Below are 14,033 nucleotides of genomic sequence, written 5' to 3'. Positions count from 1 at the left end.
TCAAATTACAATTGCAAGTTTTTTTGCTCTTATGCCTGATGAAATTTTATTTTAATCCACTGTAATCCTTTAATAGAAACAATTGTAAAAAAATAGTGTAGATGATTTATTGTGCTTTCTAAAATGGATTGATAGGTTTAAATTGAAAAATCAAATATCTTAGCTCGAATGGTCATAAATTATTATCCACTGATTATTTAACTTTTTTAATACTAAAGAAAAATATCCTGATGCGCTTGAGTTCCCGGTAATAGTCCATTTACCAGTTACAAGAAAATAAGATTCTTCCATGGGTTTCATGGAAATGATGTCAAAATCAAGATTACCCATTGCTGATTTATTAGGATAGCTTTTTTGATACCTTTTAAGCGTTTCCTCCCATCCATAAGTTATTCCATTTTTCCCGATAAACTTTAAACTATCTGATTTCCAATAACCTTTCATGTAATCTTCGAGGTCTCCTTTATTCCAGTCATTTTTTTGTTTGTTAAGTAAAAGTTCAATTTCCATTTGATCACTTTTTTGACCAAAGCAAATTAAGGGGATTACAAAAAGCAAAAGCAAGATGAGTTTTTTCATGAGAACAGGTTTTTAAATTTTTCAGGTACTTCTTTTATTTTTCTTGTAGTATACTCAAAAAACACCATGCCTGTTTTGGCTGTTGCTACTTGTTTTCCACTCACCTTGTTTATTATGTTGTAGTAAAAATCAAATCCGCAAGTGCCAAAATCAGCTGCATGTATTTGAATAAGTAATACTTCACCGTAAAAGCCCTCAGATTTGTAAATTATGGCAGAATCTGCCATGATTAAAGAGGCGCCTTCAATTTCAATTTCACTATATCCGAAATTATTTAAAAACTGTATTCTTGCCTCATGAATTATAGAAAGCAAGGCATCGTTTCCTAAATGACCTCCATAATTTATATCATTTATCCTTATTTTAATTTCTGTTGAAAACAAAAAATACTGGGGCATTTCAATTTTTATTCTAGCCATTTTACAATTACCTTAACTTTAATAATTATTATGCGTAAAAATAATTAAAAACTGTTTAAATCACCTTTATTTAAGCAAGAATAGTTATTTTTAGCAATTATAAATCTGCCATTTTGAAAATATTTTACACAATAACATTCGTTTTTGCTTTTTCAATTTTAAAATTGATAGGCCAGGATGTGGGTGTAATTAATATATCATCGCCTGTAACTGGTTGTGCTTTAAGTAGTAATCAATCCGTTACTGTGCAGATTTTTAATTTCGGCATTTCTCTAAATACAAATTTTGATGTTTCCTACAGGATAAACGGGGGTGTTGTTGTGACTGAAACATTAATAATAGCTCCGGGGATTTTTTCATCAGGCTCTACTTATAGTTATACATTTTCTACCACAGCAGATCTTTCAGCAAGTGGTAGTTATTTAATTCAAGCCTTTACAAGCTTTACAAGTGATGTAAATCCTTCAAATGATAGTTTTAGTAAGACTATAAATTCAGATGCTGTTTCAGTTGGTGGTAGTATAATTGGTCCTGATTCAGTTTGTGGAAATAATAATGGGGGAACATTAAATTTATCAGGACATACAGGTAATGTGCTAAATTGGGAATTTTCCGATGATTTAGGGGCTAATTGGTTACCAATTAGCAATACAACTACTGTTTTAAATTTCACTAATCTTGTTTCGACCAGGCTTTACCGTGTTCATGTTAAGAATGCGAGCTGTATGGATGTTTTCTCCAATGAATTTTCAATTTATGTTGATACTCCAACTGTAGGAGGTTCAGTTTCTGGTTCAGACATAGTTTGCATTACAAGCAATAATGGAAATCTTGTTTTATCCGGTTTTACAGGGGAAATAAAGCAATGGGAATATTCTGAAGATTCAGGATTGAATTGGTTTCCAATTGTTAATAATAGTCCAACACTGGCTTATAACAATCTAACACAGACTACCATTTTTAGGGTTTTAGTGAAAAGTGGAGTATGTTTATTTGAATACTCTTCAAATGCAACCATTACAGTATTGCCAGCTTCTTCAGGAGGTTCAACCAGCGGAGATTTTGCAGTTTGCGGAGGATTAAATAATGGTTCAATTCAATTAACAGGTTATACTGGTAATATTACCCACTGGGAATATTCAGAAGATCAAGGGAATAATTGGATTATAGTTGCAAACACAACAAACTCAATGAATTTTAACAACTTGATAATGGAAACCTGGTACAGGGCTTCTGTTTTAAGCTGTAATCCCTCAGCCTATTCTTCCATTTCCATAATTAATACCGATAATCCTTCAGAAGGAGGTGTAATATCAGGCAGCAATATAGTTTGTGCTGATTTAAACAGTGGAACTCTGGTACTTTCAGCGCATATAGGGAATGTATTATATTGGGAAGAATCCACTAATAATGGAACAACCTGGACAAATATTCCAAATACAGATGCCTTTTATTTGTACTCCAATCTTAATCAGTCTACCCTTTACAGAGCTATAGTTCAAAATGGAACTTGTAATGCTGAATATTCTCAAATAGCTCAAATTACAGTAGATTCCATAACAAACCCAGGGATTGTTAGTGCAATTTCATCTGTTTGTATTTCTGAAAATAACGGAACCATTGAATTAGAGAATTTTGTTGGCAGTGTTATTCAATGGCAAAGTTCTATTGATAATGGAAATACATGGATAAATATTGCAAATACCTCAACCAGCCATGGTTTTACGAATTTAATTACCCCAACTTATTTTAGAGCTGAAGTTCAAAATGGTATTTGTCCTTCTGCCTTTTCTCCACCAGCTATTATTTCCATAGACAATATCTCGGTTGCTGGAAATATAAATGGAAGTGCAGTGGTTTGTTCCAACGATAATAGCGGTCTTGTGGAATTGAATAATTTTTCTGCCACGCAAATAACCTGGCAATATTCAATAGATGAGGGAGCAAGTTGGTTGAATTCGGCAAATTTAAATGCCCCCAAAATTATCTATGTTAATTTATCCACTAAAACTTCTTATCGGGCATTTGTGCAAAATGGAGTATGCGCAGCGGATACTTCGGGTAATGTTATAATTGACCTCCATACTCGTACTGTTAATGCAGGAGTTGATGTTTCAATTCAACGTGGTGAGTCAGTTAATTTAAGTGCAACAGGAGGGTTAAGTTATACTTGGTATCCTAATGTCAATTTAAATAATAATACTATACCAAATCCTGTGGCCTCCCCATTTACAACAACAATATACATAGTCACAGCAATTGATTATAACGGATGCACTGATTCTGATTCGCTAGTATTTACGGTTAAGGAGGGGGAATTAAAAATTGCAAACCTTGTTACTCCCAATGGAGATGGCTATAATGATAGTTGGATTATTGAACCTGCAGGGTTACAACCAGATGTTTTTGTATTCAATTCCTCAGGAATGGAAATATTCAATTCTTCAAAATATGATAATTCATGGAATGGTTCCTTTAATGGTTCCACACTTCCTGATGGTACATATTATTACATTGTAAAATTCGAAAGTAAAGTATATAAAGGTGCATTAACTTTGTTAGGAGGAAAACTATGAAAAGGTTAGTTTACATACTGTTATCTTTATTTCTGCTTATTCCTTTGATTGGTGAGTGTCAGCAGTTACCTCATTATAATCATTATTTTAGAAATCCTTATTTATATAATCCTTCAACTGCTGGGATTAATGGATTAAACCTTTTTGCAATTCATAAATCGCAGTGGACATCTATTCCAGGAGCTCCAAAATTAAACCTGCTTACATTGGATGGGCCAATAATGAATGAGAAAGCAGGCTTTGGGCTCTTAGTTTCGGATGACAAAAGAGGGATTACAAAGCGAACGGATGTAAATGCTACTTTTTCATATAAGGTTAAATTTTCTGATGTTTCATTTTTAAGCTTTGGTTTTTCAGGTGTTTACATTAATACAAGATTACTTTTTAATGAGGTGATTGTTAGTCATTCAGAAGACCCAATGATATTGGGTATGAATGCTCAAAGTGGCGTTTTTGATGCTGTAACTGGATTAACATTAAAGCTTAATAAGTTTCAGTTAGGAATAGCTGTTCCCCAAATTTTAGAATCAAAAGCCGAATTTAGTGAAGTTTCCTTTTATCAATATAAACGACATTATTTAGCCTCTGCCGGATATAACTTTGTTGTTAATTCTGAAAAAGAAATTTCGGTCACACCACTTGCTTTGGCAAAGCTAATACCGGGAGCACCTGTTCAATATGATGTAAATCTAACAGCCGATTGGAAAAACACAGGTTGGTTTGGCGTATCTTACCGAAGCAGTTATGGAGCAGGAGTGAATGTTGGAGTACGAATTTTGGAAAAACTGAGTGTTGGTTATTCCTTTGATATTAATACTGGTCCTGTAAGTAATTTCGTGGGTTTAGGTCATGAATTTTTATTGGGATACCGTTTTACTACGAAGCCTCCAACTCCTAAAGTAAAAATGAAAAAGGAGGACCGTATTACTGAGGAAATTGAACAATATAAGCGAAGCTTGAAAGAGCAGGAAGAGCATGTTATTAAATTAATTGATCAGTTTTATTCAAAAGGACCTTCCGGCAGGATTCAAAACATTGATGATATAGAAGAAATAAACATGGAACTTGAAATTTTCAGGGCACAAACAAAAGAAAAAATCAATAAAAAAGAAAAAGAGCGCGATAAAAAAAAGAAATGAATTAGCTTTTAATAACTTTCCCTTTTGTTTTTAAATTTAGATTTTAGTATTGAAAGCTTCTGAAATCATTGATTTGAATAAAATTGTTAAAAAACAAAGGTTAAATTCCTAAACCTATTTTTTTTCAGCACGTATCAATTACCAATATTAAACTTGTCAATTATGAAACAACTCTACATTATACTTTTGTTTGCGGTTTTATATCTATTACAAGTTAATAGTGTAAAAGCACAGTGCGGACCTAACGTACCAACATTTATTGCTAACCTAACCGGTAGTGTGGATAGTTTATGGGTTAGTCCACCTGTAATCAGAAATGATAATTGTTGTGGAACCACTAATCCTGATAAGTGTGTTAGGTTTATTATAACTTTAGATCCAGGTTCAGTTGGAATTAATTTTCAAATTCTAAGCGGAGCTGTGCCACCTGGAGCACTTTATTATCAAATTAATTGCGGTCCACTTACTCAAATTGGAAGCCCTATTTGCTTGAATGGGGTAGGGCCACATAGTTTAACATTTTGTAAGCCGGGTAACAATCAGAATACTTATGGTATTACAGCCCTTCCTGCACCCTCATCTCCATCTTCAATAATACTTAATGATGGTTGTAATGGATCTTTATCAGCGGCTGGTTTTATTGCCTCAACAGTTACCTGGAACTCAGTTTCTCCGGGAGTGTCGGGTGCATATAACAATTACTTAAGTTGCACATTAGGCTGTTTAACTACTAATGTAACTGCTCAGCCTGGTTATCCCCCTTCAATTACTTACCAGGTTTGTGGTTTACCTTTAGGTGGTTGTATTACAACCCCTGTTTGTTTTAATTCTACTGTTACATTTAATCCTACCCTATTTGCAAATATTCAGCCGCAAAATCCAACTGTTTGTTTTGGTCAAGCGGGAACAACAATTACAGCAAATGGAATAGGAGGAAGTCCGCCATACAATTATATTTGGAACACAGGAGCAACCTCTCAATCCATATTTGTTGGCCCTGGCACTTATAGTGTAATTGTTGGAGATGTTTCGGGTTGTCCTCCAACTTCTGCATCCATTACTGTTACTCAATTTAATTCAACAATATTAAGTAATGCAGGGCCTGATATTATTGTTTGCGCCCAAAATCCTGTTGCAACATTAAATGGAAGCGTTCAGGCTGCTAGCGGAGGAATATGGAGTGGTGGAGCGGGAGTTTTTAACCCTGGTAATACAACGTTAAATGCAAGCTATACACCCACTGCCACTGAAATTGCCAATGGTTCAATCACCCTTACACTCACAACAACTGGTAATGGAACTTGTCCAGCTGTATCAGATCAAATGGTGATAAACCTTGTAAATTTTCAAGGCAGTGCCGTTATCAATGCATCAAATGTAACTTGTAACGGAGCAAACAACGGGACCGCTACGGCTAATATAACAGGAACAACAATTCCATATTCTTTTTCCTGGAATACAATACCTGTACAAAATAATCAAACTGCTACAGGTTTGGCTCCAGGAACATATACTGTAACTATTACAGATGGTAATGGTTGTTTTAAAACAGAAAACGCATTAATAACCCAGCCTGACACCTTGACTCAAACAGCTGTTATAACAAATGTTTCCTGTTTTTTGGGGAGTAATGGAAACATTACTGTAACCCCCTATGGTGGAACCCCACCCTGGACTTATTCCTGGTCTCATAACAACTCTACTTCGTCCTCCTCGGGTAATGTTCCAATAGGAACCTATTCCGTTACAATTACTGATGCCAATGGTTGTACAATATCTCCTTCATATACCATAACACAACCACCAGTTATAGTTTCAACAATTACAAGTAAAGATAATGTAAGTTGCTATAATGGAGCAGATGGTTGGGCAACAGTTGGAGTTACCGGAGGAACCTTGCCTTATTCCTATGTCTGGACTCCTTATGGTGGTTCTGCTCCAACAGCTAATGGGCTTGTTGCAGGTTCGTATGTTATTACTGTAACTGATAATAATGGTTGCCAGGGAATTGCCAATGTAATCATTACCCAACCTACAGATTCTTTAACAGCCATAACCACAGTAACAAATGTTTCATGTCTTAACGGAAATAATGGAAGTGTTCTGGTAAATGTTCAAGGAGGAACCTCACCCTATTCCTATCAATGGTCCAATGGACAAACAGGTTCAACTATAACTGGATTAACAGCTGGAACTTATTCTGTAACAGTATTGGATAATAAGGGTTGTTCCTTTGTAATGTTCACTACAGTTACAGAACCTACCGAATTAATAGCAGTTGAAGGAGTTATTAATAATGTAAGTTGTTTTGGGGGAAATGACGGATCAGCTTCAGTACTGGTAAGTGGTGGTACTCCTGGTTATACTTATAGCTGGGCACCTTCAGGAGGAAACTCAAACATAGCTTCTGGTTTACAGGCTGGCAACTACACTGTTACTGTAACAGATTTAAATGGATGTATTGATCAAAGTACTTCTGTTGTTGCAGAACCATTAGGGCCATTAACACTTATATCCACTCAAACCAATGTGTCATGTTTTGAAGGATCAAATGGAACAGCTCAAATAGTTGCTTCAGGAGGCACTTCACCTTATACATATAACTGGTCACCAAGTGTTTCCTTATCAGAAAATGCTTCCTCTTTGCTTGCCGGTATATATACTGTGGGTGTAACTGACGACAATGGTTGTGAAGAAACAATTGTAATTACCATAATTGAGCCAACACAACTTATATTAGCAATAACTGAAACCAATGTAAGTTGTAATGCCGGAAATGACGGTTCTGCTTCAGTTAGTCCAACCGGTGGAACACCTGGGTATTCCTATTCCTGGCTGCCTTATGGTGGTACCGGAAATATTGCATCAGTTCTTTATGAAGGGACATTTACAGTAACAGTTACAGATGATAATGGTTGTGTGGAAACAGCCATAGCTGAAATAACACAGCCTGTTATACTTGAGGGTGAAATAATAAGTTCAAATGTATTGTGTAAGGGTGGAAATACAGGAAATGCTACATTAAATCTTACAGGTGGAACATTGCCATACTCCTATTTATGGTCTCCTGGAGCTCAAGTTGGACAAACAGCTACAGGCTTAATTGCAGGAGCTTATTCTGTAACAGGTACAGATAATTTGGGTTGTGAGGTTATATTAAATGTAAGCATTACAGAACCAGATACACTAGATTTATCTATAATTGTAACTGATGTAAATTGTTTTGGGGAAAGTAATGGTGTTGTTGAAGCTATTGTATCAGGTGGAACAGGAACAGTATCCTATTCATGGTCAAGTGGAAGTACAATTTCCACTCAATCAAATCTCCCTTCAGGAACTTATACAATAACAGTTGCAGATCAAAACAATTGCATGGCTTTTGAAACTGTAATAGTTCCAGAGCCCGATTTATTAGTTGTTTCCATTAATTCAACAGATGTGAACTGCTTTAATGGTTCCGATGGAACTGCAACAGCTGTTCCAATAGGAGGAAACGGTTTATACGAATATGAATGGACTCCAGGAGGGGCAACTTCACCAACAGTAACAGGATTAAGCCAGGGAACTTATTCAGTAACGGTTACTGATTACAAAGGTTGTACAACGAGTTCTTCTGTTGTAATAAACGAGCCTGTTGTGCCTTTAACTGCAACTATAAATGTAACACCTGTTTCCTGTAACGGAGGAAGTAATGGAGCAGCAATTGTTACTCCAGCTGGTGGCACATCACCCTATTCTTTCACCTGGAATATTCCAGGAACTAATGCAGGAATATCTGGAGTTCCTGCAGGTGTTTATACTGTAACTATAACAGATGCAAATGGCTGCGTATTTATTGAAAATGCAATAATCACTGAACCTCCAGTTCTTGATGCTATTGTTGGATCAATTAGTGATGTAAGTTGTTTCGGCTTTAATGATGGTTTCGCCTCCGTTTCGGTTATGGGGGGAACATCTCCATATTCCTATGGTTGGTCTTCAGGAGGATCAGCTTCTGTAGAAAATAATCTTTTGGCAGGTAATTATACAGCAACCGTTACAGACGCGAATAGTTGTGGGGTAGTTGTAAATATAATAATAGGCCAACCTTCAGCAGCTCTTTCAGGGGGAATGTCTTCAACTCCTGCAACCTGCTTTAATGGATCTAATGGAAGTGCAACTGTTGCACCTTCAGGTGGTACAGCTCCTTATAATTATCAATGGGTTCCAGGAGGTGGGACTACACCAACAATTTCAAATTTAACTGCAGGAACATATACAGTTTATATAACAGATGAAAATAATTGTACCTTTTCAAACCAAATTGTTGTTGGGCAAGGAATTGAAATTGTTTTAACCATATCGGTAACAGATGCTACTTGTAATTTAAACAATGGAGAGGCTTCAGTTTCAGCCAGTGGGGGTATACCTGGATATACTTATTTGTGGACAGCCTCTGGGGCGATAACCTCTTCTATAAATAATATTGGTGCAGGAGCCTATCCAGTAACAATAACAGATGCAGTAGGATGTACCAATCAAGGTACGGCCATTCTAAATAATTTTGCAGGACCATCAGCTATTATTTATGAAACTAAAAATGTTACATGCTATGGAGGAACTGATGGTTATGCAATTGTAGGGCAAATTGGAGGCACTCCTCCATATACTTATTCCTGGAATACTACTCCTGCTCAATTTGATACAATAGCTAATGGATTAAGTGCTGGAGTATATATCGTTACTGTTACAGATGTTAATGGTTGTCAGGGTCTTGCTACAACAAATCCGGAAATATCACAACCGGCTCAATATCAAATTGTAACTTCTAAAACGAATGTTTCGTGTAATGGAGGAAGCAACGGAACAGCTACTGTTACAGCCTCAGGTAGCTCTCCAGCTTTAGGAAGTTCGCCCTATACCTATTTGTGGTCGCCTTCTGGAGGTACAGATTCTATTGCAACAGGTTTAAGTGCAGGAACATATACAGTAACTATAGCAGACTCCAACAATTGTGATACAACTGTTACAATACTAATTACCCAACCTACTTTAATGACAGCAACCTCATCTGTTACTTCTCATGTTTTATGCTTTGGTGGAAATGGTGGTTCTGTTACTGTAGTGCCTGATGGAGGAACACCAAATTACACTTATTTATGGAGTCCAGGTGGGTATACTTCAGCTTCAGTAACAGGTTTAACTGAAGGAACATATACTGCAACTGTTATGGATGCAAAATCCTGTGTGGTTAGTTCTGGAACTGCAATAATTACTCAGCCCGCTTCTCCATTAACCGCTACCCAATCAGTAACTAATGTTTCCTGTACTGGAGGATTCAATGGCACTGCTACCATAAATCCTAGCGGAGGAACACCAGGATATAGTTATTTATGGTCAACTAATGCTATAACTCAAACAGTATCTGGCTTAAATGCTAACTCTTATTCAGTAACAGTAACCGATGCAAATGGTTGTACTGTTAATAACATTGCAAATATTTCACAGCCAACTCAACTAAATGCCTTAATTGGCAATACTTCTAACGTAAGTTGTTTTGGAGGCAACAATGGAACTGCATCTGTTTTAGTTTCTGGTGGTACTACTACTTATAGTTATTCCTGGAACACTTCACCCTCGGTTGGATCTTTTGCGTCTGGACTTTCTGCAGGAAGCCATACAGTAACAGTTACTGATGCTAATGGATGTATTCAACAAGCAACCGCAGTAATTACTCAACCTTCTTCAGGACTAACAGTTTCTATTGGTTCTCAAACTAACGTAGCATGTATGTTGGGAAATACAGGTTCTGCATCTGTTATTGCCAATGGAGGTACTTTCCCTTATAGTTATTTTTGGTCACCATCTGTATCTTCAGGGAATTCTGCCTCAAATCTTGCTGCCGGAAATTATACAGTAACAGTTACAGATAATAATGGATGCCAGGCCATACAAAATATATCTATTACTCAGCCAACAAGTCTTGTTTTTTCTTCACTCACTTCAACCAATGTAAGTTGTAACGGAGGAATTAATGGTAGTGCAACTGCCATACCTAGCGGAGGAACACCAGGATATACTTATTCATGGTCTCAAGGAGGTTCAAACTTCAGTATTTCTGGTTTAACCTCAGGCACATATACAGTTATTGTGAAAGATGCAAATGATTGTCAAATATCCGGTTCAACCACAGTTACCCAACCATCCGCATTATCTGCTTCAACCACTCAACAGAATGTTTCCTGTAATAATGGTTCAAATGGTGCAGCTACAATGAATGTTTTGGGTGGGGCTTCTGGCTATACTTATTTATGGTCGGCATCAGCTGGGGGACAAACAGGCCAAACTGCTGCAGGTTTGCCTGCTGGAACTCATTCGGTAACAGCTACTGATGCAAATGGGTGCCAAATAATAAGAAGTGTAACAATAACACAGCCGACACAGTTAATTATAGCAACGAGCAATGTAAATGTAATTTGCAATGGTCAGGCCAATGGAACTGCAACTGTATACTCCTCAGGAGGAGTAATACCATATAGTTATTCCTGGTCATCAGGAGCATCAAGTTCAACTGCCACTAATTTGGCAGCAGGAACATATTTAATTACTGTTACTGATGCCAATGGTTGTGCAGTTCAGACCAATGTTACCATAACTCAACCTAATACCTTGACTTCTACCACAAGTTCAGTGGCGGTAGGTTGCTATGGAAATGCAAATGGTTCAGTAAGTGTTGTAGCATCTGGGGGTAATGCAGGTTATAACTACTTTTGGAATCCTTCAGGACAAACCACCCAAACATCAGCAGGACTTATTGCAGGAACATATCAGATAACTATTACCGATAGTAAAGGTTGCCAAACAATTAATTCAGCAACTGTAATTCAACCAGTTTCAGCATTAGCGGCAAATATTACTAAAAATAATGTTTCATGTTTTAATGGAAACAATGGTTCTGCAACCGTAAATCCTTCCGGTGGAACTTCTCCTTATAGTTATCAATGGTCTAATAATAGTATTAACCAAACTGCAACAGGGTTAATTGCAGGAAATTATAGTGTTATTGTTACTGATGCCAATAGTTGTACATATGCCACAAATGTAACTATCACTCAACCTACATTACTAGAAGCCAACATAACAAATTATGAAAATTCTTATTGCCAGCTTGGAGATGGAAAAGCCTATGCATTTGTTTCAGGTGGTACAAGTCCATATATTTATAATTGGTCTCCATCCGGAGGAAATGGAATAAATGCCTTTAATCTAACCCCAAACAATTATACATTTATAGTTACGGATGCAAATGGTTGTCAAAGAAATGCCCAGGTAACAATACTTAATGTACCAGGCTTTACCTCGGCAATAAGTAATTCAACTGATGTTTCTTGTTTTGCAGGAAATGATGGAACAGCTATTGTAAACCCTCAAAATGGTTTTGCTCCCTATATTTATTCCTGGGCCCCCAGTGGTAATACTGGAATAACAGCCACAGGATTATCTGCAGGAACTCATACGGTAACTATAACAGATTCAAAAGGTTGCCAAAATACGACATCTGTAGTAATTAATCAGCCACAAGCGTTGAATGCTTCAATTACAGGGTCATCACAAGTGAATTGTTTTGGTGGTAGTAATGGTATGGCAACGGTTTTAGCCAATGGCGGAACTCCTTCATACACTTATTCCTGGAATAGCCTTCCTGTTCAAACTACAGCATCTGCTACCAATTTGCCAGCTGGAACATATGAAGTAACTGTAATGGATAATAAAGGCTGTACAAAAACAGCAAATACTACAATTACCCAACCTTTCCAGTTAAATGCAGCGGTTGTAAATGCAACGAATGTAAGTTGTAATGGTGGAAGCAATGGAAGCGCAAGTGGACAAGGAACAGGAGGAACCCCTCCGTATAATTACAGTTGGAACAACAGTCCTACTCAAATTACACAAACTGCTACCAATTTAACTGTAGGAACTTATACAGTTACCATAACAGATAGTAAAGGTTGTATTGCTCTTGAACAAATTACCATTACCCAGCCTAGTGTAGTCGTTACTATTGTTTCACCGGATACATCGATTTGTAAAGGAAGTAGTGCTCCAATTTGGGCCTCAGCAAATGGGGGAGGAGCAGGGGGTTATTTTTATTTATGGAGCCATGGACTGAATATTTCCTCAAGCCATACTGTAAATCCTCAAACCAATACTACATATACAGTTACGGCATATGATAATGCGGGTTGTCCTGGTAATTCAACATCAGTAACAGTAACAGTAATTTCACTTGGCCCAGATGACCTTATTGTAGAGGGAACTCCGCTATTATGTCCAGGGTATGAGGGCTTAGTTTATGCTACTGTTGCAAACGCAGATCAATCATTATTAAGTTATTCATGGTCACCTAATGCTTCATGGGTTGGTTCTGGCTCATTTGTAGTAATACCAATGGCTCCAACCATGTATACGGTTACAGTTACGAATAGCAAATGTAATGTGCAGGTTACAGAATCATTTGCAATAGATTTTAAACCTGTTCCAGATGTTAAGATAACAACAGATGGTTGGAATGATTGTATTAATCATGCAGTGCAATTTTCAGATGTTTCAATTTCGTCCATCGATCCTGTTACGAGCTGGGAATGGAATCTAGGAGACGGAACTACATCCACTCTTCAAAACCCTTACCATGTATATAGTGTTCCTGGAAATTACCCCGTAACTCTGGTAGCTACTACTTCCGGAGGATGTAGTGCAACATCTTCGGGGGCTTCAAATGAGGTTAATGCTTATGGAATTCCCGAAGCAGCATTTGCAGTAAATCCTCCGGTAGTGTTTATTCCTGAAAAAGTTATTTTTGATAATAAGTCTATCAATGGATCTACTTATCATTGGGACTTTGGCGATGGTTCTACTTCTAATCAGGAGTTTCCAAAACATGCTTATAGTTCAGCAGGTATTTATACCGTTATCCTGACAACAACAAGTCAGCACGGCTGTATTGATACTACTTCTTTTGAAATTATTGCTACCGGTAATATTTTGGTGCCAAATGCATTTACACCAAGTTCATCTGGTCAATCAGGTGGTAGTTACAATCCTAATAGTCTTGATAATTCTGTGTTCTTTCCCTACTCAGATGGTATAGAAAATTTTCATATGATGATTTTTAACCGCTGGGGAGAATTGATTTTTGAAACATTCGATTTAAAAATTGGCTGGGATGGATATTATCGTGGGCAATTGTGTAAGCAGGATGTTTATGTGTGGAAAATTGATGCCCGATTTAATGATAACAGGGTATTTAGTAAAGCTGGTGATGTTACATTATTAAGATAATT

The 14,033-nt window shown here is 36.9% G+C and carries 5 protein-coding genes; 3 read left to right on the top strand and 2 right to left on the bottom strand.

The window, feature by feature from the left end; all coding sequences use genetic code 11:
* Positions 1-159: 159 nt before the first annotated feature.
* Together H0V01_02205 and H0V01_02200 are read right to left on the bottom strand one after the other, a co-directional pair.
* Positions 160-579 (bottom strand): nuclear transport factor 2 family protein, encoded by a 420-nt coding sequence (locus tag H0V01_02205; protein ID MBA2582182.1) that lies wholly within the window; start codon positions 577-579, stop codon positions 160-162.
* Positions 576-998: a thioesterase family protein gene (locus tag H0V01_02200; GenBank protein ID MBA2582181.1), complete on the bottom strand. Its 423-nt coding sequence runs from the start codon at positions 996-998 to the stop codon at positions 576-578. The genes H0V01_02205 and H0V01_02200 overlap by 4 nt, the downstream gene beginning before the upstream one ends.
* Before the next feature lie 113 nt (positions 999-1,111).
* On the opposite strand from H0V01_02200, the gene H0V01_02195 reads away from it, so the two are divergent.
* From H0V01_02195 to H0V01_02185, 3 genes are all read left to right on the top strand, one after another.
* A complete protein-coding gene (locus H0V01_02195; protein MBA2582180.1) occupies positions 1,112-3,574 on the top strand; it encodes a gliding motility-associated C-terminal domain-containing protein in 2,463 nt (820 codons plus the stop codon).
* On the top strand, positions 3,571-4,713 hold the full coding sequence (locus tag H0V01_02190) for a type IX secretion system membrane protein PorP/SprF (GenBank protein MBA2582179.1): 1,143 nt from the start codon (positions 3,571-3,573) through the stop codon (positions 4,711-4,713). Before H0V01_02195 ends, H0V01_02190 begins: the two co-directional genes overlap by 4 nt.
* A 162-nt stretch (positions 4,714-4,875) precedes the next feature.
* Complete coding sequence (locus H0V01_02185; protein ID MBA2582178.1) at positions 4,876-14,031, top strand: PKD domain-containing protein; 9,156 nt, start codon at positions 4,876-4,878, stop codon at positions 14,029-14,031.
* Positions 14,032-14,033 lie beyond the last annotated feature (2 nt).

The sequence above is a fragment of the Bacteroidota bacterium genome, assembly GCA_013696965.1.
In the GTDB taxonomy this organism is placed as follows: Bacteria; Bacteroidota; Bacteroidia; order JACCXN01; family JACCXN01; genus JACCXN01.
Note: the sequence above shows the minus strand (reverse complement) of the source record. Positions and strands in the feature narration are given on the sequence as shown.

What these genes read in the sequence shown, in the direction of transcription:
- H0V01_02205 (MBA2582182.1), bottom strand. Translation starts at nt 579, where the DNA reads ATGAAAAAACTCATCTTGCTTTTGCTTTTTGTAATCCCCTTAATTTGC.
- H0V01_02200 (MBA2582181.1), bottom strand. Translation starts at nt 998, where the DNA reads ATGGCTAGAATAAAAATTGAAATGCCCCAGTATTTTTTGTTTTCAACA.
- H0V01_02190 (MBA2582179.1), top strand. Translation starts at nt 3,571, where the DNA reads ATGAAAAGGTTAGTTTACATACTGTTATCTTTATTTCTGCTTATTCCT.
- H0V01_02185 (MBA2582178.1), top strand. Translation starts at nt 4,876, where the DNA reads ATGAAACAACTCTACATTATACTTTTGTTTGCGGTTTTATATCTATTA.